This window comes from Buchnera aphidicola (Aphis aurantii) (assembly GCF_039388985.1).
Classification (GTDB): Bacteria; Pseudomonadota; Gammaproteobacteria; order Enterobacterales; family Enterobacteriaceae; genus Buchnera; species Buchnera aphidicola_BL.
This window is the reverse complement of sequence record NZ_CP135021.1, coordinates 343,921-366,356: the sequence shown is the minus strand read 5'-3', so window position 1 is coordinate 366,356 and position 22,436 is coordinate 343,921. Positions and strand designations below refer to the sequence as shown.

The following is a 22,436-nucleotide window of genomic DNA, read 5'->3' as shown; positions in this document are numbered from 1 at the left end:
CCTTATTCTCCAATAGATAATGTTTTTAATATCATATTTTTAGCAGTTTTTAAGACTTCTATATTAGCTTGGTAAGCTCTTGAAGCGGAAATATTTTCTATTGTTTCTGTAATTGGATTAATGTTTGATTTTAAAATATATCCTTTTGAATTAGATAAAGGATTATCAGGATCATATACCATTTGTATTGGATTTTTTTTATGAATTATTTTTTTAACTTGAACTCCTGCTACACCTTTTTCGTTTAAATTATAAGATTCAAAAAGAACTTTTTTACCAATATATGGATAATATTTTCCATTTTTATGTATAATACTTTCTGCATTTGCTAAATTAGTAGCAATAATGTTCATTTTTTCTGATTGTGCAGTCATTGCAGAACCTGCAATATTTAATATATTAAACAAAGACATATTTTTATCCTTTTAATACAAGCATCATATTTTTAATTTCATTTTTGATAAATATTAAATTTTCTTCATATTTTAAAGTGTTTTTTATGAATTCAATTCGTTCACGATTCATATCTACTGTATTTCCATTAATTTTAATATTTTTAGTTTTTATGGGTTGAATAGAAAATAAAGTATGATTATTATTTTCCTTGGTTTTTGATGTTAAGTGATTTTTTGAAGTGTTTTTTAAAGTTATTCTAAAGTTTTTATTATTTCTTAACATTTTTTGAAATGTATCTTTAAAATTAATATCCATTGCTTTGTAGTGAGGTGTTTCAGAATTAGCTATGTTTGATGATAAAATTTCTTCTCTTTTAGCATACAAATTTAATAAATGTGCATTTAAATTAAACATTGCATTTATTTTTTCAAACATTTTATACCCTTTATGTTTTTTAATGAAACTTTTATTTTTTTTAATAATATTATCTATTTTAATTTTTTAGAATCAAATATTTTAGTTGTTTAAGTTTTTAATTAATTTAAAATTTAAATTTTTAAAGTTAATTATTATAGAAATTTTTAAAAATTTTAAATTTTAGGTGGATAATACTTTTATTAAATTTTTTAAAAATCAAATTTTCAATATATTATACTTGTAAATTACTCTTAATAAATGAATATTATTAGTTTAGTACAGTTTAGTAAGGAAAAAAATGAAATTGGTAAAGTTTTTTTTTATTTTGTTGTTTTTTTTATCTTTTAAAGTTAATGCTAACAATTTAATAGCTCATTTACGTGAATTTTTTCAATTACAATATTCTCTTAATACAAGTGATTTTACAGAATTAATACATACTCCATTTAAAATAAAACAAATTTTTAAAAAACCATGTTTTTTATTAAAAGATAATTTAAATAATTTTCATTTATTTAATATTTTATATGCTTATAAGAAACAACACGAGTGTTTTGATGCTAAAGTTCAAATCAAAGGAAAATATATTATAGCAAAGAAAAAAATTTTACGTGGAACCAAAATAAAAGAATCAGATTTAAAAGTTATAACAGGACGTTTAGATAAATTGCCTCATGGTGCTTATTTACGAAAACAAGATGTTATAGATAGAGTGAATTTACGTGATATCTTACCTTTTCAACCAATTACATCTTTTATGACACGTGCATTTTGGATAATTAAAGTGAATCAAGAAGTAACCATTAAATTTAAAGGAATTAATTTTGAAATTATTACTACTGGTAAAGCTTTAGGTAACGGTGTTATTGATGAAAAAGTACGTGCACAAATTAAAAACAATAAAATTGTAACTGGAATAATTAATAAACATGGAGAAGTAGTGGTTATTTTGTTAAGTTAATAATTTGTATTTTATTTTACTTCAAAAAATATACTTAACAAAGTAGGAGCGTAATCGATGAAAAAATTAGTGAAAATTTTGAAAGAAATAGATGATACTTTGTTATCATTAGACGAAATAATACGAAAAGAGTATATAATTTTATTAAACAGTAAAACTGATGTAAAAAAATTATCAGATATAATATCAAAAAAACATGATTTTTTAAATAAGTTAAACAATTTAAAAAAAACACAGCTATATCTTGAAAAAACTTATAATGTTTTTCCTCCTTATGCCCAACACACTGAATTAAACTATTTTCTAAAAAAAATAATAAATAAATGTATATTGTTAAACAAAAGAAACTATAAAAATAAAATACTAATAAAACATAAATTTTATTTAAATCAAACTTTTTTAAATTTTTATAAATCTTTTAATAAAAAAGTTACTTATGATCTGCATGGAAATTAAAAAAGACATTAAAAAAAAATAAACATTTTCTCAATCATGTTAATTTTAAAGAACAAATCAAATTTAAAGAATAGACCAGTGTAATATTTCACCAGATAAAAAAGGTGAAATAAAATTTTTTCCAATATTGATTTTTTCTAAAATTTTAGATGGTTTTTTAATTAATGTAATACTTTCTTTATTTATAGGGATATTATAAAAATTTGCTCCGTTTTTTGAGCAAAAAGATTCCAAATATTTTAATGCTTTCATTTCTTCAAATATAGTCACATAACATAATAGAGATGATGGGGCATTAAATATTCCTGCGCATCCTAACGGATTAATTTTATTCGTGTAAAGATGTGGAGCACTATCACTGCCTAAAAAAAAATTTTTATTTCCATCAGATATAGCTTTTTTAAGAGAATTTTGGTGTATTTTTCTTTTTAAAATAGGTAAACAATATAAATGAGGCTGAATTCCACCAAAAAACATATTGTTTCTATTTAGCATTAAATGATGTGGTGTAATTGTTCCTGCTAAATACGATGAATTAGCTTCTTTAATATAAGACACTGCTTCTTTAGTGGTAATATGTTCTAATATTATTTTTAATTCTGGAAATATTTTTCTTAACGGCACTAAAGTTTTATCAATAAATTGAGCTTCTCGATCATAAATATCAATATTAAAGTGATTTTCTTCTCCATGAATTAGTAATGGCATTTTTATTTTTTGCATTAGTTCTAATATATGAAAAATTTCACTAAGATTATTTATATTTGTTTTAGAGTTTGTAGTGGATTGATTGGGATATAATTTTGCTCCTATAAATATTTTGTTAAAAAAACCATTTTTTAGTTCATTTAAAGAAGTATCTTTTGTTAAATAACAAGTCATTAATGGTTCAAATTTAGTATTTTTAGATAAATCCATAATTCTACTTTTATAAGCGATAGCTTTTTTACAATCTATGATAGGTTTATCAAGATTAGGCATGATGATTGCTCGTTGATAAAATCTTTCAGTATATCTTAAAACTTTTTTTAAAATTTTTTCATCTCGAAGATGAACATGGCAATCATCAGGTTTAATTATTTTTATTTTTTTAAAAGAAGACATTTGTTTAGTAAGTAGTTGTTTAATAGTAAATAAAAACTTTTATAGCATGTGAAATATTTGATACGCAAGAAAATTTTATTAATTTTTTAAACAAATAATCTTTATCAATTGAGATTATAATATTCAATCTATTTAGGTTAATTTAAGATGAATCTTTTGAAATCTTTATTTTCTCTTAGTTTTATGACATTAATATCACGTATATTAGGTTTTTTAAGAGATCTTACAATTGCACATAGTTTTGGTGTTTCTATTTATACCGATGCTTTTTTCGTAGCTTTTAAAATTCCGAATTTATTACGTAGATTATTTTTTGAAGGTGCTTTTTCACAGTCTTTTATTCCTATTTTAATACGTTATAAATCAACTAAAGAAATAAAATATCTTAAAAATTTTATTTCATCTTTATTAGGTTTAATTATTGTTTTTTTAATTATTATTACAATATTAGGAATAATATTTTCTCATTATTTAATTAAATTTAGTGCTCCTGGTTTTATTCAATCACCTCAAAAATTTCAAGTATCTTGCACTTTATTGAAAATTATGTTTCCTTATATTTTATTGGTTTCTTTATCTTCATTAAGTTCTTGTATTTTAAATAGTTGGGGCTACTTTTCTATTCCTGCATTTGCATCAAGTATTTTGAACATTACCATTGTTATTTTTTCTTTTTTTTTGAACGATTTTTTAAAACCTCCAATTTTAATATTGGCCTGGTCTGTTATTATAGGTGGAATTTTTCAATTTCTATATCAACTTCCATATTTATCAAAAATAAATATGTTAGTAATACCAAAATTAAATTTTAAAAACATTGGTTTTTTAAAATTTTTAAAAAAAATATGGCCATCTCTTATTGGTTCTTGTGCAAATCAAATTTCTTTGATTTTTAATACTATTTTTAATTCACTATTAAGTGTTGGTTCTATATCTTGGATGTATTACGCTGATAGATTAATTGAATTTCCTATAGGTATTCTAGGTGTTTCTTTAAGTACAGTTTTATTTCCATCTCTATCAAAAAGCTATTCAAAAAATAAGTTAATAGAATACAAACAACTAATTCAATGGGGATTGAAGATTGGTTTAATTTTATCTTTTCCTAGCGCTATTATATTATTTATTCTTTCTAAACCATTAGTTATTATATTATTCCAATATGGAAAATTTACAAATTTTGATGTTTTAATGACGCAAAAAGCATTAGAATTATACGCTCTTGGCTTGGTTGCTGTTATTTTAGTTAAAATTTTGTCTACAGCTTTTTATGCATCTCAAGAAGTAAAGATTCCAACACGTATTTCATTATTTACTTTACTTATTACACAAATTTTAAATCCATGTTTAATCTTTTATTTTCAGCATGCAGGTTTAGCTTTATCTTTTAGTATATCTGCGTGGGTAAATTTTTTTTTATTATATTGGAAGTTATATCAAAAAAAGCTAATTTATTTCAAGTTGAATGAATTAATTTTTATTTTACGTTTATTAATTGCTATATTTTCTATGACATTTGTTTTAATTTTTATGCTATATTTTATACCTTTGTATGATATTAGTTCTTTATTTAATAAAATCGCACGTTTGTTTATAATTTTATTTGTTACTGGAATAATTTATTTAACTAGTTTATATTTTTTAGGGATATCTTTTTTAAATAATTTTAATAACATTAAAAAAAAATAAAATTTTACATAATCGTAGAAAATATTATATAAATAATATAAATAAATATAATGATATTATGATTTATATTATTAATATAATATTTATTATATGATAAAATAGATTCTGATTTATTTTAAAAATTATTTACATTTTAATTATTGTCAATTTATTTCAAAATGGAGTTTTCAAATGAAAAAAAGAGCTCTTACTATTTTAGTTTTATTAGTAAGCTTAGTTAGTAGTGTACAATCAAAAAGTAATGATGGATGGTATTTAGGTACAAAAATTGGATGGTCTAATTTTAATCTTTTAAAATATAAAGAACTTCAATCTTTAAAAGATGATCAAAATATCAATGTTCCTGTTTTCGGATTGTTTTTAGGCTATGAATTCAATCCATATTTTGGTGTAGAAATTGAAAATGATACAACTGGATTTTATCCATATTTAATGTTTCAAAAATCCAAAGAAAATACACAGGCTAATCATGTCCAGATTTCAACAAAATTCTCATATCCTATCACAAACGATTTTAGATTATATACTCGATTAGGTGGAATGATGTTTTGGGAAAATCTAGCTTCTAAAGAGGATTTAAAAAATATTTTTAGTAAAAATAGCTTGTTATTTCCTAGTTTATCTTTAGGTGCTGAATATATTTTTAATGATCAATTTATTACTAGATTTGATTATACTTGGAAAAGTAGTGTTGAAAAAATTATGAGTTTATCAAAACCTACCTTAGGGGATGCAGTGATTTCCTTTGCATGGAAATTTGGAAATTCTAATATTAATGATATGTTTGCATCGTATTCTCCTGAAACACCTAACAAACAATATGTTGCACTTAATGAAAATATTAATTTTCCTTTTAATAGCACAGAATTAAGACCTGTATCTTACGATAAATTAAAAAAAATCGATGATGAAATAAATAATATTAAATCAAAAAATATTTATATTACACTTTCAGGTCATTCAGATAGAATAGGTAATAAAGAATACAACCAAAAATTATCGGAAGATCGTGCTTATAGTATTAAAAATTACTTTACTTCTCATGGAATATCTAGAGATAAAATAAATATTCAAGGTATGGGGAATCAATATCCTTTAACTGATCAAGTATGTAAAGATATAGATAGTAGATCTTTGTTAATTAGTTGTTTAGCACCTGATCGTCGTGTAGAAATTGAGGTTTCTGCTGATCAATAAGTTTTTTTAGAGATGTTTTTTAAGGAGATATTATTCGTTAATTTATATATTTAATATTTTCGGAGAGAGAGAGATTCGAACTCTCGGATGATTTCTCATCGGCGGTTTTCAAGACCGCTGCCTTAAACCACTCGGCCACCTCTCCAAGCTATCGATATAATAATTTTTGAATATATTTTTTTTATTAATTATTTCGAATTTACATTAAAATATTTCAATTAATGATTTTAAAACATTCTCTTACCGAATGTAAAGACAATTTTTTTATTTTATTCAAACTTTTTTATATAAATATTTTTATATTTATAAAATTTTATTTGTAATTTTATGTTTTTTTTTCTATAATGAACACTATAACGGCGTGTTGACAGATTGGCTATGTAGCGGATTGCAAATCCGTATAACCCGGTTCGATTCCGGGATACGCCTATAAAAAAAGCCCGGATGGTGAAATTGGTAGACACAAGGGACTTAAAATCCCTCGGCTTTAAAAGCTTTGCGGGTTCAAGTCCCGCTCCGGGTACCATTAAAATAAACCTTGATAAACTTTAAATAAATTTGTTTTTTTAATAATATTAAATTTCTTAAATTTTTTTCTTAAAAGATCATCATAATTAAAACAGTTATTTACAACAAATCTTAGTTCCCCTCTTTTTTTTAAATATTTTGAAGAATCACTTATAATATTTTTAATTATATTAAAATTTAATTTTAAATCATTATGAAATGGTGGATTTGATATGATTAAATCAAATTTATTAGATATATTTGAGTAAATATTACTTAAAAAAACTTTAGCTGTTAGTTTATTAGAAAGCAACGTTTCTTGAGTTGATATTATTGAGGATACTTGATTATCCACCATAGTGAGAAAAGAGTTTTTTGATTTTTTTAATATACATGTTGATAAAAATCCTGATCCGCATCCTAAATCTAGGATTTCACCGTTAATATTTTTAGAAAAAGTAGAAGCAAGTAATTGACTGCCTATATCTATTTTTTTATAACCAAAAACTCCTGGTAAACATTTGATATATAAATTTTTCCAAATATGTGTTTTAAAAAAATCTTGTAATATAAACTTTGTTTTATATTTAAGAAATCCTGAAAATAAAACAGAATGTTTTGCACTTTCTATTTTTTTTAAATTCACCCATTTTTTTAATATTTTTGGTGCACTTTTTACACCGCTTGAATTTTTTCCCACAATAAAAATTTCAGTGCCAATAGAACAGCAAGATAATAGATTATATAGTTGGAATTTTGCTTCGGATTTATTTTTGGGCCAATAGTAAATCATCGTATTATAATTTTTTACGATTTTTTCTGAAATCAGTAAATCATAATATATATGAAATTTATCGATTGCATTTTTTTTATTTTCATAAAAATTATTATTTATATTACTAAGATGTAGACTGGTTTCTATACTAGATAAATATTGAGGTAATGTATCTTGTATATTTCCTGAAAAAAAAATTTTTTTATTTTTAAAAATATTTTGATAACGTAGTATTATTTGGCTATTTTGAGAAAATAACAAGATTTTGATTTTCCTTATTAATTTTTATAAAAATATTTAATATTTTTTATTAATTAGAACTTTAATAAAAATTTATATTATATACTATATTATATAATAGTAGTTAAATATTGCTAATTATCTAAAAACTGTAAAAAATAGAAATTGTTATAAAATGATATTTATATTATAATTCAATTGAATTTATCATTATTAGTTTTTTAAAAGATCATACATGTAAATGTAATATGCATATAAATATAAATTATTGAGCAATATATATGCAAAAAACGTCTATTGAAATAAAAGGTAGTAATTTCACATTATTAGTATTATACCTAAAGAGTAATAATATAGACTTAATTAATAAGTCATTATATAAAAAAGTTCAAGAATATCCTCAATTTTTTAAAAATGCACCTATTATTCTTAATGTATCACATTTATCATTAAATCAAACAAGTTGGGGAAGAATACAAGAAGTTATTATTTCACATAGTTTGTTTATTGTAGGTGTCACTGGTTGTTCAGATGACTATATGAAAAAAATTATTATTAATTCAGGTTTACCTATTTTGTTAGAAGGAGAAAAGATAAAAAATATAACAAATAATATTAATCAAAATATTAGTTTTTTTTATAAAAAATATAATTGCGAAAATAAAAATGATAAAACAACAAAAAAAACAATAAAAAAAATAGAAAAAACACATATTATAAATACTCCTGTTCGTTCAGGTCAAAAAATATATGCTAAATATTCTGATTTAATAGTTACTAATAATGTAAGTGCTGGAGCTGAATTAGTTGCTGATGGAAATATTCATATTTATGGATCAGTTCGAGGAAGAGTGCTTGCAGGAGCTAATGGAGATATAACTAGTAATATATTTTGCACAGCATTGTTTGCTGAATTATTATCAATATCTGGTGAATATTGGTTATCAGATCAAATACCATTAAAATTTATTGGAAAATCTGCTCAAATTTATTTAAGTAATAAAGTTTTAACTATAAATTCTCTTAGTTAAGTGTATTTTTAGGAACTGTTTATATGACACGGATTATTGTAGTTACTTCAGGGAAGGGAGGTGTAGGTAAAACTACTTCAAGTGCTGCTATTGCAACTGGTTTGGCAAAAAAAGGGAAAAAAACTGTTGTTATAGATTTTGATATAGGTTTAAGAAATTTAGATTTGATTATGGGATGTGAACGTAGAGTAGTATATGATTTTGTTAATGTAATTCAAGGTGAAGCAAAAATTAATCAAGCTTTGATTAAAGATAAAAAAACAAAAAATTTATTTATTTTACCAGCATCTCAAACTCGAGATAAAGAAGCTCTAACGTATGTTGGAGTTGAAAAAGTTTTAAATGAATTAATAAAAATGGATTTTGATTTTATTATTTGTGATTCGCCAGCTGGAATTGAGAAAGGCGCTATTTTATCATTATATTTTGCAGATGAAGCGATTATTACTACAAATCCAGAAGTTTCTTCAGTACGCGATTCCGATCGAATATTAGGAATTATATCATCTAAATCCAAAAGATCTGAGCAGAATAATACTCCTATTAAAGAGCATCTTTTATTAACACGTTACAATCCAACACGCGTAAAAAATGGTGAAATGTTAAGTATGAACGATGTTTTAGAAATACTTCGAATACCTATTATTGGTGTGATTCCTGAAGATACTTCTGTATTACGAGCATCAAATCAAGGAGAATCTGTGATTTTAGATAATACCTCTAATGCAGGGCATGCTTATTTTGATACAGTAAATCGATTATTAGGTGAAACTCATAAATTTCGCTTTATTGAAGAAGAAAAAAAAAGTTTTTTACGACGTTTATTCTGGAGATAGACATGGCTTTATTAGATTTTTTTTTATCCCGGAACAAAAATACTGCTCATGTGGCTAAAGAAAGATTACAAATTATTGTGGCAGAACGAAGAAAATTTCAAAATGAACCAGATTATTTTCCACAATTAAAACGTGAAATACTTTCTGTAATTTGTAAATATGTAAATATAGAACCTAATATGGTAACCATACAATTAGAACAAAAAAATGAAGAAATTTCTATATTAGAGTTAAATGTTGTTTTGCCAGAATGATAATTTAAAACAATTATATAAAAATTAAAATAATTTATCAAATTCAATCTATATTATATATTATAATAGCTAGATCAATACTGAAGTATCTTTAGTATTTCAGTATTGAGTTTTATTTATATTTGAACGTTTTTTATTTATTAAAAAAAATATTATTTAAATAGTTAGGAGTCACTTCCGTAGCGTGGACAAAAGCATTATTTTTTATATTAAACAAAGCGAATGGAATTATATCTTTTGCATTAGGTGATATAATTTTATTTTGTTTAAATTTGAATAGGTTTTGATAATAAATTTTTTCCCATCCATCACCAACAAGTAGCCATTCACTTGTTAAGTGTTGTATTTTTTCTTTAATTTTATTACATTGAATTAAAGATTCTGTTTGTTCTCCGGTCCATAAAAATTTATTATTTTTAATATATTGCGCCCAATATATTTGATTAGACCCAGCATGTATAGCAATAAGTATTTTTTTTTGATGATATTTTCGCCATGCTTTTTCCGCTATAATAGCTAGAGTTGAAATTCCTAAAATTGGAATTTTCAAACTAAATGACAAACTTTGCGCGATTCCCATTGAAATTCGTATTCCAGTAAAATTACCTGGTCCCTTTGAAAAAGCTATATAATTAAGTTCTTTAAGTTTTATATTTGAAAGTAATAATATTTTTTGAATCATTGGTAATATTTTAATATTATGTTCTTTATTAGACCGATCTGATAATTCATGTATTTTTTTTTTATTATATATAGCTACCGAACAATAATTAATTGAAGTATCAATCGCTAAAATTATATTAGGCATACTTTTCTCAATATTTAAAAATTTATTTGTTTTAAAATAGATTGTTTTAAAAAATTGAAATTATTTTAATGTATTAGTTTAATTAATATTATCATGTTTAATAATTCGAACTAAATCAATACGATACTCTGTCGCTTGAACAATATGGAAAGAAAATAAATTAATATTAATAATTTCTCCTGGAATAGGTAATCGACCATTTTGAGCGATTAATAAACCTCCTAAAGAAGCACAATCATTTTCTTTAATGAGTTCTCTTGTATTTAATAATTGTTGCAATGAATGTAAGTCTGTTTCACCTTTAACTAGCCAGCTATTTTTTTCTTTTATAATATCAGGTGTTTCATCTGCATCTGGAAATTCTCCAGCTATAGCTTCTAAAACATCTAAAGGAGTAATGAGACCTTGTACTACACCAAATTCATTACTAATAATTACAAAACTTCCTTGAGCTCTTCGAAGTACTCCTAGCAAATTAATAGGATCAAGAGTATCAGGGATAATTATTGGTGGTATTTGAGAAGCAAACTTGCAAACATCGATATTTTTTTCAATAGCAACTAATAATTCTTTAGCACGAACAATACCGATAATTTCATCTAGTTCACCTTTACAAACTGGAAATAAACTATGAGGTGTATCTAACAACTGAGTACGAATTTCATTAGTGTTTTTTTCTGTATTCACCCAAGATATATTACTTCTTGGTGTCATAATACTTTTAATTGAACGTCCTGCTAAAGTAAGGACTCCATTAATCATATATTTTTCTTCATCTTTAAATGTTTCTGTTTCTAGCGCAGGTTTTATCGAAATTTTCGTGTTTTTGTTTGATGGTTTATTTGATTGATTTTTATGTTTATTTTTTTCTCTTACCATTAGTCGTAAAATTGCTTCAGCAGCTCTTTGTCTCATAGGTTTTCTAGATTGATTTTTCATAAAATTATGTCGAGCTATTTGATTAAATATTTCAATTAAAATTGAAAATCCTATTGCTGCATATAAATATCCTTTAGGAATATAAAATTTTAGCGCTTCTGAAACTAAACTAAAACCAATCATTAATAAAAAACTAAGACATAAAACTACAACAGTTTGGTGTAGATTAATAAAATTAGTTAATGCTTTTGAAGCAAATAACATAAGTATTGCAGCTAATATTACTGCGATCATCATAATAAACAACTGATTAACGATACCCACCGCTGTAATAATAGCATCTAGTGAAAAAACTGCGTCTAATACAACGATTTGAATTACTACAGCCCAAAAACTCGCATAATTCTTATTTTCTGAATTTTCATGATCTTTATTTTCTAATCTCTCATGAAGTTCAATTGTTGCTTTAAATAATAAAAACAACCCGCCCATAAGCAAAATTAAATCACGTACTGATAAAGTAAATAATCTGTTATTAACAATAGGACTCGTTAAAGTGACAATCCAAGATATGAATGATAACAAACCTAATCTCATTATTAATGCAAGCCCTAAACCAATTAAACGTGCTTTATCTCTTTGATTAGGTGGTAATTTTTCTGATAAAATAGCTACAAAAATTAAGTTATCAATTCCTAAAACTACTTCTAAAACAACTAGTGTTAATAAGCCGGCCCAAGTTGACGGTTCTAAAAAAAAATCCATCAGAAAAACTCCGTAGAAAAAATAGGACAGCGTAGTATTTAATTTATCTACATATTAATATTATATTTTATTTTCAAGAAGATTAAAAAACAGTCTAGATATAACTAGATCATATATTTGGATGAACAGATTTTGAGAGAATTTATCTTCGAAGTTAAAATAATTGATTTATTTAAGTATATTTAACTTGATGAATTATTAATTTTAAATGTTAGTAATGTTAGTATACAAAAAAAATAAGCCTCTGATTTTTATAAGCCCTCTGATTTTTAACAGAGGTCTTTTTTAAATATTTTTTATATAGAACATACGTTAATTGCAGAAGGACCTTTTTGTCCATCTTGAATTTCAAATTCTACATTTTGTCCTTCCGATAGAGTCTTAAAACCATTCCCTTGAATAGATGAAAAATGAACGAAAACATCTTTACTTCCATTAGACGGCGTAATAAAACCAAAACCTTTAGATTCGTTAAACCACTTAACTTGACCTTTAATCTTACTCATTTTTTTTCCTTTAAAAGTATTAATTTTTCATTATTTTCAGAAATTAGAAACATTACTGCATGAGGCATGAATTTAAGATTTTTCAAGAAAAGTTTTAACATCTTCTACTCTAAAATTGTTTAATTTTAAAATGCCATTCATAAACAGAACTGTTGCTTTTTTCAACTATATTTTTCTCAAATGATTATAAACGTTTTTTTATAAAAACACAAGTTTAAAAGAATTTCATAAAATTTTTTTAATGTAATGTTCTCTTAATAGATATGTTTCTACTAAGAGAATTTGTTGTGATCTAGTTACATATATTTTTTATTATTTAAAGCTTGTATTCTTTTTTCTATAGAAGGGTGGGATGCAAACAATGCCAGTTTTGATTTAGATTTACCATTAATACAAAAAGCAATAATACTATCAGATTCTTGAGGTGCTTCTTCATAACTTGATTTTATTTTATTTAATGCAGCAATCATTTTTTCACGACCTACTAATTTTGCTGAACTAGCATCAGCATAAAATTCTCGATGTCTAGAAAACCACATAATTACAATACTTGCTAACATACCAAAGATTATTTCTAATATTGTAGAAATAATAAATAAAATAAATGGATGTTTTTCACTTTCATCATTTTCATCATTATTTCCTGAAAATATGCTATTTAATATCTGCGAAACAATACGCGATATAAAAATCACAAAAGTATTTATTACCCCTTGTATTAATCCCATTGTTATCATATCACCATTCGAGATATGACTAATTTCATGCCCGATCACTGCTTCGGCTTCGTTTCGAGTCATTTTTTCTAACAATCCTGAAGATACTGCAATTAATGCAGAATTTCTTCGAGGACCTGTTGCAAAAGCATTAATATTAATAGCATCGTATATCGCAATTTGAGGTATTTTTATTCCTTTTTTTTCTGATTGTTTTTTTACAGTTTCCATTAGCCATTTTTCTGTATCATTACTAGCAAATTTAATAATTCTACCATTGACTGACCGCAATGCAATCCATTTAGATATAAGCAGTGAAACAAGAGATCCGCTAAAACCAAATAAAGTAGAAATAATTAATATGCCATAAATACTATCTGCATTAATTCCTGTCAAAGCAAGAATTAAAGCAAATGTTGATGTAACTGCTAAGTTAGTTAACAAGAAAAGAATAATACGTATCATAAGATATTATCTTCCTCAATTCAGTCGAAATTAGTGTTTTTTTTGAAATTAATTTTAAAAATCTGGCGATATAAGTAATTTATTTAAATATTTAAAAAAATATTTTTATATTAACATAATTTTTTAATTAATTCAAAATTTTAAATTATTTTGAATCAAACTCATGCCAATACCTTCCATCTTTCATAATTATTTTATCTGAATTTTTTGGCCCCCATGTTCCTGCGGGATATAATTTTAAGTTATTTTGTTTAGTTTTTTTCCAACTATCGATAATTGGATCAATCCATTTCCATGCTTCTTCTGTTTCTTCTCGACATACAAACAAAGATTGAGATCCTTTCATACTTTCTAACAATAATCTTTCATAAGCATCGATTCGATTTGAAGTTGTTTTAGTAGAAGAAGATAATTCAATTCTATCGCTTGTTAATTGACATATTTCATTAAATCCTGGTGTTTTTTTGAAAAAATCTATTTTAATATTTTCATTAGGATCTAATCGTATAATTAATTTGTTTCGAGATAAATTATTAGGTTTATTAAATAAATTTATTGGCATTTCTTTAAAAACAACTACTATTTCTGAATATTTATATGCTAGTCTTTTTCCTGTTCTTAAATAAAAAGGTACACCTAACCATTGATCATTTTTTAAATCTACTCGAATACATACAAACGTTTCAGTTTGACTATTTGGATTAGCTCCATTTTCTTCTATATATGAAGGTACTTTTTTACCTCGAATATTACCCGAAGTATATTGACCTCTTACAGTTTTTTCATTTATATTATCTATATTAATAGTGTCAAGTGTACGTAAAATTTTGATTTTTTCGTTTCTGATATTTGTGGGTGAAATATTTTTAGGTTGATCCATTGAAATTATAGTTAATATTTGTAAAAGATGATTTTGAACCATATCTCTTGTTTGACCCATTTCATCGAAATAATTCCATCGATTTTCAATTCCCACTTCTTCAGATACAGTTATTTGAATATGGTCAATCATTTTCCTATTCCAATTATTAAAAAATAATGAATTAGCAAAACGTAAAGAAATAAGATTTAATATTGATTCTTTTCCTAAATAATGATCAATTCTAAAAATTTGAGATTCTAAAAAATATTTAGCTATTTGATCGTTAATTTTTTTGCATGTTTTTAAAGATACTCCTAATGGTTTTTCTATAATTATTCTTGATGGAAATAAATTTAAATTGACTTTCCCTAATCCTTCAAAAATAGCATGAAATGCACTTGGTGGAACCGCGCAATAATAAATAATTATATTGTTTGTTTGGTTGAGTATTTTTTTTAGTTTGGTAAAATAATGTTCTTTGAAAACATCAATATTAAAAAAATGTACACGAAAAATTAATTTATCCCAAATATGTTCATCAATATCTTCTCTTAAAAAAGTTTTTGTTGTTTTTTTTATTGTTTCTATATATTCTTCTTTAGTCCAATTAGCACGACCTGCACCAATAATACGTGTATTTGGATGTATTTGATTACATTTTTCTAGTTGATATAATGCAGGTAATAACTTTCTTCGTGCTAAATCTCCTTTAGCTCCAAAAATAACTAAATCACAAGCTTGAGCTATATCTATGATCATAAATTTTCTCTTTAATTTGAAATATGATATTTTATAATAATTGTAAAAATATTTAAAAATTAATAAATTACTTTAAAAAGCATGAATTAAAATAAATATTCTTTAAGATTTTTATTTTAATATCAGGTATTATTAATACTATATGTTATGCATTAATTTTACTAAATAAACATATATAAATAAATGATTGATATTTTATATTATATGTTTTTAACAAAGATAGTTTTACAATATGCAAAGATATTAAATATATATTAACTTAAATAAATTTTGAGGTGTTTATGTTGACTCGTTTAAGAAGAACCAAAATTGTTGCTACTTTAGGGCCAGCTACAGATAAAGATGATAATTTAAAAAAACTTATTCAGTCTGGAGTGAATGTTCTTCGTTTAAATTTTTCTCATGGTTCATATCAAGAACATAAAGAAAGAGCAAAAAAAGCAAGAGAGATAATGTTAGAATTGAGTTGTAATTTTGCTTTATTAGGTGATTTGCAAGGCCCTAAAATTAGAATTTCTAAATTTAAAAAAAATAGTGTTTTACTACATAAAAATGATATTTTTATATTAGACTCTAATTTACAAGATAGCGAGGGAAATGAAGAGCGGGTTGGCATTGATTATAAAAAATTACCAAATGATTTAAATATTAATGATATTTTATTATTAGATGATGGAAAAATACAATTAAAAGTATTTAGAGTGACAGGTTCTGAGATCTTTACTAAAGTTATTATTGGAGGTATTTTATCAAATAATAAAGGCATTAATAAATTAGGTGGTGGATTGTCTGCTAATACTTTAACAGAAAAAGATAAAAAAGATATAGTATTGGCGTCCCAAATAGATGTAGATTATTTAGCTGTATCCTTTCCCAGATGTGGAGAAGACTTAAAAAAAGCAAGATTTTTATTAAATAAAGCTGGAAGTCAAGCTAAAATTATAGCAAAAATAGAACGCGCAGAAGCTGTTAGAACTCAAGAATCTATAGAAGATATAATATTATGTTCAGATGCTATTATGATAGCTAGAGGAGATTTAGGTGTAGAAATTGGAGATGCAGAACTTGTGGGTATTCAAAAAAATTTAATTAGAAGTGCTAGAAAATTAAATAAAGTAGTTATTACTGCTACTCAGATGATGGAATCAATGATTTTCAATCCATTACCTACTCGAGCAGAAGTAATGGATGTTGCAAATGCTGTTTTGGATGGAAGTGATGCAGTTATGTTATCTGCTGAAACCGCTTCTGGAAAATATCCATCCGAAACAGTTTTAAATATGGCAAAAGTATGTATAGGAGCTGAAAAAATACCCAGTATTAATGTTTCTAGGCATCGAATTGATATGAAGTTTAATGATATAGAAGAGGCTATTGCAATGTCAGCTATGTATGCAGCCAATCATTTAAATGGAATTACAGCAATTGTTACTATGACAGAATCTGGAAAAACTGCTTTGATGACTTCTCGAATTACATCCGGGCTTCCTATTTTTGCTTTATCAAAAAACAAAAAAACATTAAATTTATCAACTCTTTACAGAGGTGTAGTTCCTATTTATTTTGATAGTAAATATGATGGGGTTCAAGCCGCTCATGAAGCTATAATATTACTATGTAAAAAAGGTTTTTTATTTAATAATGATTTAGTTATTGTAACACAAGGAGATATAATGGGAAAAACAGGAAAAACAAATACTAGTAGAATCTTGAAAGTCGTTTACTAACTATATTTTACTTAAAAAGTATATTTTAAATATGCTATTTTAATTTTGATAAAACTATTTTAGATATTTTGAAATATGCAATTAATTCTTTTTTGGTCAATGGTTCTATAAAATAAGAGTGAGCATGTATTGGGTTAATCGCATGATTGTTAATCCAAATTTCATAATGTAAATGCGCTCCAGTTGTTCGACCGGTATTACCAGATAATGCAATTTTTTGATGTATTTTGATGTTTTGACCTACTTTTACAAAAATCTTTTTAAGATGCATATATTTAGTTAAAAATTGGTTTTTATTATTTAAAACTATATATAAACCTGAAATTTTATTAAATCCTGTTTTTACTATTTTACCGTTAGTGGTGGCTAGTACTGAAGTTCCTTGTAGCATTGCTAAATCAACACCTAAATGACGACTTTCATAATGTGTAACAGGATGAATACGATGTAAATTAAAATGAGAGGAAATTCGATATTTTTTTAGCAGTGAAAAATCCATAATCATAGGTGATTGATTACAACCATTTATGTCATAAAAATTACCATTAAACGCTTTAATAGCATAATAGGTTTTGTTTAAGTTATTTATTTTTATACCTAATAATATATTTTTGTTTTTTAAGTTAATTTTTTCTTTTAAAAAAACTAAATCAAACTGACTATTAATATTGAGTTTATGAAAATTTATATTCCATTCTAAAGCTTTAATAATGCTATTAATATCAAATAAATTCAATCCAGATTCACAAGCACTTTTAAAAAAGTTAGAATTTTTTTTAATATAAATAGTTTTTTTTATAAGCATATTTTTTGATAATTTCGATGTTACATAATTTTCATTTTTATGTATATCTTGTCTCAAGGTAATATGTATATTTTTATTTTTTTTTAACTTATTTTTTACAATTTCTGGTGTATAATTTTCTTTTTCTTGAAGGTGAATTTTGCATTGATTGTTTTTTTTCGTATTAGTAACTTGATTAAAAAATATTTTTTGATCTTCCGATAGAATACTACAACTTAATAATACCAAAGAAGTAATGATAGTTTTTATAAAAAATATAAAAATATTATAAAAATTGGAAAGATAATTAAAATATAGAAAAATTTTTTTATAAATATTTTTCACTTGTTCAACCCTTAAATTTCAATATTGAAATAATTATTAAGCATGATTAACTGTATTTTTGTTTATGTACTTTTTAGTATCTAAAATTTTATTTTATTTTTTGTAATATTTTTAATAAAATTTAATTGCATTGAAGATTTATTATTATTTTTAATAAGATAAAATAAATATTTTTATTTTTTTTAGAAATATATAACATCTGAAAAGTTAATCTTGATAAGTGATTTTTGAATGTATCATTAATAATTCTGTATTTATTCGTTTTTTTATTTTCAATTTTATTTTAGTTGTAAATATAATATGAATTTTATCATTCTTGTGTAAAGTATTTTTTTAATTAATTAAGTTGTATCAAACAATACAGTTTTGTTGAAGATATTTTTTTTAAGTTTTTTGAATCTCATAATTGATATAATTTTTAAAATCATATTTAATTATAATATTCAGCAAAATTATTGAATAATAAAAATTCAATTTAATTATATATTATATTGTTAATCAAGTTTTTTATTTTTAAAAATAAAATTTATATTAATTTTAAAAAAAATATTTTATAATTTAAGAAACTAATAATACTTAAAAGTCTACTTACTTATGATAGAATTTGTTTCTCTAAAAAATATTTATGTTAATTTTTCTGAACGCTCTATTCTTCATAATATATCATTATCTTTAAATTCTAATCGTATTGTTACATTAATTGGTCCTAATGGAGCTGGTAAATCTACTTTAATACGTGTCATTTTAGGTTTAATAAAACCTACATCAGGAATAGTTTATCGCTCTCCATATACATCTATTGGATATGTTCCACAAAAATTATATTTGAATAATTTATTACCTATTACGGTTAAACGATTTATGCAGTTATCTCAACATAAAAAAACTACAAATATTTTCCAAATATTAAAACGAGTGAAAGCAGAATCACTGATAAATTTACCTTTACAAAAATTGTCTAGTGGCGAAATACAACGTATTTTATTAGCTAGAGCGTTACTAAATGATCCTAATTTACTTGTTCTGGATGAACCAGCACAAGGAGTTGATGTGATGGGTCAATTAGATTTATATAACTTGATTCATTGTATACGCAATGAATTAAATTGTACTATCTTGATAGTTTCTCACGATTTAAATTTTGTAATGGCTCGAACTGATTATGTAATTTGTTTAAATAAGCATATATGTTGTTCTGGCAGCCCAAAAAAAGTACTTAAAAATTTAGAATTTATTTCGATATTTGGTTTGGAACGCATTCAAGAGATAGCGATTTATCATCATAGACATAATCATATACATCAATATTAAGCTTTATAAAATAAAATTTTAGAGTATTATTATGTTTAAACTAATATTTGCAGGATGGTTATCTGGAATTTTTCTTTCCCTTGCCACAGGACTTCTAGGTTCGTTTATGGTATGGCGTCGTATGTCATCTTTTGGTGATACACTATCACATTCATCTTTGCTTGGATTATCGATATCTATAATATTTCATACTAATTCATTTTATATTATTTTGATTTTTATAAGTTTACTTGCTATTTTTTTAACATGGCTTGAAAGAATGCTTCCTATTGCATTAGAAACTATATTAACTATAATATCACATACTTCAATTTCTTTAGGAATAGTATTAATTAGTTTTGCTTCTACTTCAAAAAAAATTGATTTTAATAACTATTTATTTGGTGATTTATTATCTGTAACAACATCTGATTTAATTACTATTGTCTTGGGTAGTATAATAGTCTTAATTATTTTAATTATTCGTTGGAATTCGATTTTATTGGTTACTATTAATCCAGAATTAGCTCAAATTGATGGAATAAATATTTTTTATGCACGTTTAACTTTAATGTTAACAACTGCTTTAACTATTGCTATAGCAATTAAATTTGTAGGCGCATTATTAATCACTTCTTTATTAGTTATACCTCCTGCGACTGCGCAACATTTTTCAAATTCTCCAGAAAAAATGGTGATTATTGGAATCTTAATAAGCATTTTTTCTGTTACAGGAGGAATATTTTTATCGATGTTTTTTAATGTTCCAGCAAGTCCATCTATTGTATTATTTTCATCTTTTCTTTATTTATTAAGTACTATAAAAATTTTTTTTTCTAAAAAATTTTAATATTTATTTTTAGTAGTATTTATACCTAATTCACTTAAATTTTCGCTTTTTATTATGCTTGGTGCGCTAGTCATGAGGCATGATCCAGACGTTGTTTTTGGAAAAGCAATCACATCTCTAATATTATTAGTTTGTCTTAATAACATTATTATTCGATCTAATCCTAAGGCTATACCTGCATGAGGTGGAGCACCATATTTAAATGCTTCGATTAAAAATCCAAATTTTTCTTTTTGATCTTTTTTACTTAGACCAATAATATTAAAAATTTTTTCTTGCATTTTAAAATCATGAATTCTAACTGATCCTCCTCCAATTTCATATCCATTTATTACTAAATCGTAACTATCGGACATGGCATGATCTAAATCATTAAACATTTTTTTTTCGTGATCTTTTTTAAAAGCGGTAAAGGGATGATGAACTGAAGAAAAATTACCAATTTTATCCTTTTTAAACATAGGGAAATTTATAACCCATAATGGTTTCCAAATATTTTTTTGAAATATTTTAAAATCATCTCCTAATTTTATACGAAGCATACCAAGAGCATGATTCACAACATTTTCTATATCAGCTATGATAAATAAGATATCTCCATTTTTAGCGTTAGTTTGTTTTATAATTTTATTTAATATTGCTTGATTTAAAATGTGGTTGATTGAACTTTGAATACCTTCTTGGCCTATTTCAATTTTTTTAATTTTTATATAAAATAATTTTTTTGCACCAAATTTATTTACATAACTACAGTATTGTTCAATTTTTTTTCGGCTGATTTTTTCACCACTAGGAAAACATAATAAAGCTATTCTGTTTTTTTTTGATAAGTTTAACTTAAAAAATTCTAAAAATTTTTTTTTATTAAAAATATTAAATATATCAATTATTTTTAGAGGGTTACGTAAATCAGGTTTATCTGACCCATATTGATGAATTGCTTGATTATAAGATAATATAGGAAATTTATTTAAATTATAATTGAGTATTTTCAACCAAATTTTTTTTATTAATTGTTCTATAATTTTTCGAATGTTTTTTGAATTTGTGAATGATGCTTCAATATCAATTTGTGTAAATTCAGGTTGTCGATCAGATCTTAAATCTTCATCTCGAAAACATTTTACTATTTGATAATATTTATCAACTCCAGAAACCATTAATAATTGTTTAAATAATTGTGGCGATTGTGGTAAAGCATAAAATTTTCCAGGATAGTTTCGGCTTGGTACTAAATAATCTCTCGCTCCTTCTGGAGTAGATTTAGTCAGCAATGGCGTTTCTATATCTAAAAAATTTTTTTTTGTCATAAAAGTTCTTATTAAATAAGTCACTTTATTTCTAATTTTTAAATTTTCAAGTAAATTAAATTGTCGAAGATCTAAATATCGATACTTTAATTTTAAATCATCACTGTTATTACTTGAATAATCTAATGGTAATGGTTGTGAAATATTAAAAATATTTATTTTTTGGGCTAATATTTCTATTTCTCCAGTATTTAGATTTGGATTTTTATTATTTAAATCTCTTTTTTGAACAATTCCTGTTACTTGCACACATGATTCATTTTTTAAACTTAATGCTTGATTAAAAAGAGTAAGATTTTTTCGTTCAAAAATAACTTGTACAATGCCTGTATTATCTCTGATATCTATAAAAATAAATTGACCAAAATTTCTTATTTTATTTACCCATCCAGATATAACTACGGACTTATATAAATCTATTATTTTAATATTTCCACAATATTTAGTACGCATAAATTCTCTGTAAAATTTATCTTGAATGATATTTTGTTAAAATATGATATTTTT

21 protein-coding genes and 3 tRNA genes are annotated in these 22,436 nt (G+C 24.2%); 12 read left to right on the top strand and 12 right to left on the bottom strand.

Translation table 11 applies throughout. From position 1 onward, the window contains the following. Positions 1-2: 2 nt before the first annotated feature. Together flgC and flgB are read right to left on the bottom strand one after the other, a co-directional pair. Positions 3-413 (bottom strand): flagellar basal body rod protein FlgC, encoded by a 411-nt coding sequence (gene flgC / locus RJT32_RS01705; RefSeq protein WP_343154026.1) that lies wholly within the window; start codon positions 411-413, stop codon positions 3-5. A gap of 4 nt (positions 414-417) precedes the next feature. Next, positions 418-831 (bottom strand): flagellar basal body rod protein FlgB, encoded by a 414-nt coding sequence (gene flgB / locus RJT32_RS01700; protein WP_343154025.1) that lies wholly within the window; start codon positions 829-831, stop codon positions 418-420. 280 nt (positions 832-1,111) lie between these two features. Between flgB and flgA the strand changes: the two genes are divergently transcribed. Both flgA and flgN read left to right on the top strand, forming a co-directional pair. Further along, positions 1,112-1,774: a flagellar basal body P-ring formation chaperone FlgA gene (flgA, locus tag RJT32_RS01695; RefSeq protein WP_343154024.1), complete on the top strand. Its 663-nt coding sequence runs from the start codon at positions 1,112-1,114 to the stop codon at positions 1,772-1,774. A 57-nt stretch (positions 1,775-1,831) separates the two neighbouring features. Next, entirely contained in the window at positions 1,832-2,230 is a 399-nt protein-coding gene (flgN, locus tag RJT32_RS01690) for a flagellar export chaperone FlgN (protein WP_343154023.1), read from the top strand. Between the two features lie 63 nt (positions 2,231-2,293). Here the strand turns inward: flgN and pyrC are convergent, their stop codons facing one another. Further along, positions 2,294-3,334 (bottom strand): dihydroorotase, encoded by a 1,041-nt coding sequence (gene pyrC, locus RJT32_RS01685; protein WP_343154022.1) that lies wholly within the window; start codon positions 3,332-3,334, stop codon positions 2,294-2,296. 147 nt (positions 3,335-3,481) lie between these two features. Here pyrC and murJ point away from each other — a divergent pair, with 147 nt between their 5' ends. Beyond that, on the top strand, positions 3,482-5,023 hold the full coding sequence (murJ, locus tag RJT32_RS01680; protein WP_343154021.1) for a murein biosynthesis integral membrane protein MurJ: 1,542 nt from the start codon (positions 3,482-3,484) through the stop codon (positions 5,021-5,023). A 171-nt stretch (positions 5,024-5,194) separates the two neighbouring features. Further along, on the top strand, positions 5,195-6,220 hold the full coding sequence (locus RJT32_RS01675; RefSeq protein ID WP_343154020.1) for an OmpA family protein: 1,026 nt from the start codon (positions 5,195-5,197) through the stop codon (positions 6,218-6,220). Positions 6,221-6,280: 60 nt separating this feature from the next. On the opposite strand, the gene RJT32_RS01670 is transcribed toward RJT32_RS01675, so the two are convergent. Continuing rightward, positions 6,281-6,365, bottom strand: a tRNA-Ser gene (locus RJT32_RS01670). A gap of 213 nt (positions 6,366-6,578) precedes the next feature. Between RJT32_RS01670 and RJT32_RS01665 the strand changes: the two genes are divergently transcribed. Beyond that, positions 6,579-6,649: transfer RNA gene (locus RJT32_RS01665), tRNA-Cys, on the top strand. A 9-nt stretch (positions 6,650-6,658) separates the two neighbouring features. Continuing rightward, positions 6,659-6,746, top strand: a tRNA-Leu gene (locus RJT32_RS01660). Here the strand turns inward: RJT32_RS01660 and rsmC are convergent. Beyond that, positions 6,747-7,763 (bottom strand): 16S rRNA (guanine(1207)-N(2))-methyltransferase RsmC, encoded by a 1,017-nt coding sequence (rsmC, locus tag RJT32_RS01655; RefSeq protein ID WP_343154019.1) that lies wholly within the window; start codon positions 7,761-7,763, stop codon positions 6,747-6,749. Positions 7,764-8,023: 260 nt separating this feature from the next. Between rsmC and minC the strand changes: the two genes are divergently transcribed. The 3 genes from minC to minE are packed head-to-tail and all read left to right on the top strand — an operon-like array spanning position 8,024 to position 9,863. After that, entirely contained in the window at positions 8,024-8,773 is a 750-nt protein-coding gene (minC, locus tag RJT32_RS01650; protein ID WP_343154018.1) for a septum site-determining protein MinC, read from the top strand. Between the two features lie 23 nt (positions 8,774-8,796). Beyond that, the gene (gene minD / locus RJT32_RS01645; protein ID WP_343154017.1) at positions 8,797-9,609 is read left to right on the top strand and encodes a septum site-determining protein MinD; all 813 of its coding nucleotides are present in this window, start codon (positions 8,797-8,799) and stop codon (positions 9,607-9,609) included. A gap of 2 nt (positions 9,610-9,611) precedes the next feature. Next, the gene (gene minE / locus RJT32_RS01640; protein WP_343154016.1) at positions 9,612-9,863 is read left to right on the top strand and encodes a cell division topological specificity factor MinE; all 252 of its coding nucleotides are present in this window, start codon (positions 9,612-9,614) and stop codon (positions 9,861-9,863) included. Positions 9,864-9,996: 133 nt separating this feature from the next. On the opposite strand, the gene tsaB is transcribed toward minE, so the two are convergent. The 5 genes from tsaB to zwf all read right to left on the bottom strand — a co-directional run bounded on the left by tsaB (position 9,997) and on the right by zwf (position 15,623). Beyond that, complete coding sequence (gene tsaB, locus RJT32_RS01635; protein ID WP_343154015.1) at positions 9,997-10,671, bottom strand: tRNA (adenosine(37)-N6)-threonylcarbamoyltransferase complex dimerization subunit type 1 TsaB; 675 nt, start codon at positions 10,669-10,671, stop codon at positions 9,997-9,999. Between the two features lie 78 nt (positions 10,672-10,749). Beyond that, the gene (locus RJT32_RS01630; RefSeq protein ID WP_343154014.1) at positions 10,750-12,315 is read right to left on the bottom strand and encodes a TerC family protein; all 1,566 of its coding nucleotides are present in this window, start codon (positions 12,313-12,315) and stop codon (positions 10,750-10,752) included. Positions 12,316-12,611: 296 nt separating this feature from the next. Then, positions 12,612-12,821 carry a transcription antiterminator/RNA stability regulator CspE gene (cspE, locus tag RJT32_RS01625; protein WP_158340076.1) on the bottom strand — a complete coding sequence of 70 codons (210 nt, stop codon included), beginning with the start codon at positions 12,819-12,821 and terminating at the stop codon, positions 12,612-12,614. Positions 12,822-13,117: 296 nt separating this feature from the next. Beyond that, the gene (htpX, locus tag RJT32_RS01620) at positions 13,118-14,002 is read right to left on the bottom strand and encodes a protease HtpX (RefSeq protein WP_343154013.1); all 885 of its coding nucleotides are present in this window, start codon (positions 14,000-14,002) and stop codon (positions 13,118-13,120) included. Positions 14,003-14,147: 145 nt separating this feature from the next. Next, positions 14,148-15,623, bottom strand: coding sequence for a glucose-6-phosphate dehydrogenase (zwf, locus tag RJT32_RS01615; protein ID WP_343154012.1), 1,476 nt, complete (start codon positions 15,621-15,623; stop codon positions 14,148-14,150). A 281-nt stretch (positions 15,624-15,904) separates the two neighbouring features. On the opposite strand from zwf, the gene pyk reads away from it, so the two are divergent. Further along, on the top strand, positions 15,905-17,350 hold the full coding sequence (gene pyk / locus RJT32_RS01610) for a pyruvate kinase (protein WP_343154011.1): 1,446 nt from the start codon (positions 15,905-15,907) through the stop codon (positions 17,348-17,350). Between the two features lie 34 nt (positions 17,351-17,384). Here the strand turns inward: pyk and RJT32_RS01605 are convergent, their stop codons facing one another. Continuing rightward, on the bottom strand, positions 17,385-18,479 hold the full coding sequence (locus RJT32_RS01605) for a peptidoglycan DD-metalloendopeptidase family protein (protein WP_343154010.1): 1,095 nt from the start codon (positions 18,477-18,479) through the stop codon (positions 17,385-17,387). A 594-nt stretch (positions 18,480-19,073) separates the two neighbouring features. Here RJT32_RS01605 and znuC point away from each other — a divergent pair. Both znuC and znuB read left to right on the top strand, forming a co-directional pair. After that, positions 19,074-19,790, top strand: coding sequence for a zinc ABC transporter ATP-binding protein ZnuC (gene znuC, locus RJT32_RS01600; RefSeq protein WP_343154009.1), 717 nt, complete (start codon positions 19,074-19,076; stop codon positions 19,788-19,790). Between the two features lie 31 nt (positions 19,791-19,821). Then, complete coding sequence (znuB, locus tag RJT32_RS01595) at positions 19,822-20,619, top strand: zinc ABC transporter permease subunit ZnuB (RefSeq protein WP_343154008.1); 798 nt, start codon at positions 19,822-19,824, stop codon at positions 20,617-20,619. Here the strand turns inward: znuB and aspS are convergent. Further along, positions 20,616-22,382 carry an aspartate--tRNA ligase gene (aspS, locus tag RJT32_RS01590; RefSeq protein ID WP_343154007.1) on the bottom strand — a complete coding sequence of 589 codons (1,767 nt, stop codon included), beginning with the start codon at positions 22,380-22,382 and terminating at the stop codon, positions 20,616-20,618. The two genes, znuB and aspS, sit on opposite strands and share 4 nt — an antisense overlap. Positions 22,383-22,436: the final 54 nt, after the last annotated feature.

What these genes read in the sequence shown, in the direction of transcription:
- flgC (WP_343154026.1), bottom strand. Translation starts at nt 413, where the DNA reads ATGTCTTTGTTTAATATATTAAATATTGCAGGTTCTGCAATGACTGCA.
- flgB (WP_343154025.1), bottom strand. Translation starts at nt 831, where the DNA reads ATGTTTGAAAAAATAAATGCAATGTTTAATTTAAATGCACATTTATTA.
- flgA (WP_343154024.1), top strand. Translation starts at nt 1,112, where the DNA reads ATGAAATTGGTAAAGTTTTTTTTTATTTTGTTGTTTTTTTTATCTTTT.
- flgN (WP_343154023.1), top strand. Translation starts at nt 1,832, where the DNA reads ATGAAAAAATTAGTGAAAATTTTGAAAGAAATAGATGATACTTTGTTA.
- pyrC (WP_343154022.1), bottom strand. Translation starts at nt 3,334, where the DNA reads ATGTCTTCTTTTAAAAAAATAAAAATAATTAAACCTGATGATTGCCAT.
- murJ (WP_343154021.1), top strand. Translation starts at nt 3,482, where the DNA reads ATGAATCTTTTGAAATCTTTATTTTCTCTTAGTTTTATGACATTAATA.
- RJT32_RS01675 (WP_343154020.1), top strand. Translation starts at nt 5,195, where the DNA reads ATGAAAAAAAGAGCTCTTACTATTTTAGTTTTATTAGTAAGCTTAGTT.
- minC (WP_343154018.1), top strand. Translation starts at nt 8,024, where the DNA reads ATGCAAAAAACGTCTATTGAAATAAAAGGTAGTAATTTCACATTATTA.
- minD (WP_343154017.1), top strand. Translation starts at nt 8,797, where the DNA reads ATGACACGGATTATTGTAGTTACTTCAGGGAAGGGAGGTGTAGGTAAA.
- minE (WP_343154016.1), top strand. Translation starts at nt 9,612, where the DNA reads ATGGCTTTATTAGATTTTTTTTTATCCCGGAACAAAAATACTGCTCAT.
- tsaB (WP_343154015.1), bottom strand. Translation starts at nt 10,671, where the DNA reads ATGCCTAATATAATTTTAGCGATTGATACTTCAATTAATTATTGTTCG.
- RJT32_RS01630 (WP_343154014.1), bottom strand. Translation starts at nt 12,315, where the DNA reads ATGGATTTTTTTTTAGAACCGTCAACTTGGGCCGGCTTATTAACACTA.
- cspE (WP_158340076.1), bottom strand. Translation starts at nt 12,821, where the DNA reads ATGAGTAAGATTAAAGGTCAAGTTAAGTGGTTTAACGAATCTAAAGGT.
- htpX (WP_343154013.1), bottom strand. Translation starts at nt 14,002, where the DNA reads ATGATACGTATTATTCTTTTCTTGTTAACTAACTTAGCAGTTACATCA.
- zwf (WP_343154012.1), bottom strand. Translation starts at nt 15,623, where the DNA reads ATGATCATAGATATAGCTCAAGCTTGTGATTTAGTTATTTTTGGAGCT.
- pyk (WP_343154011.1), top strand. Translation starts at nt 15,905, where the DNA reads ATGTTGACTCGTTTAAGAAGAACCAAAATTGTTGCTACTTTAGGGCCA.
- znuC (WP_343154009.1), top strand. Translation starts at nt 19,074, where the DNA reads ATGATAGAATTTGTTTCTCTAAAAAATATTTATGTTAATTTTTCTGAA.
- znuB (WP_343154008.1), top strand. Translation starts at nt 19,822, where the DNA reads ATGTTTAAACTAATATTTGCAGGATGGTTATCTGGAATTTTTCTTTCC.
- aspS (WP_343154007.1), bottom strand. Translation starts at nt 22,382, where the DNA reads ATGCGTACTAAATATTGTGGAAATATTAAAATAATAGATTTATATAAG.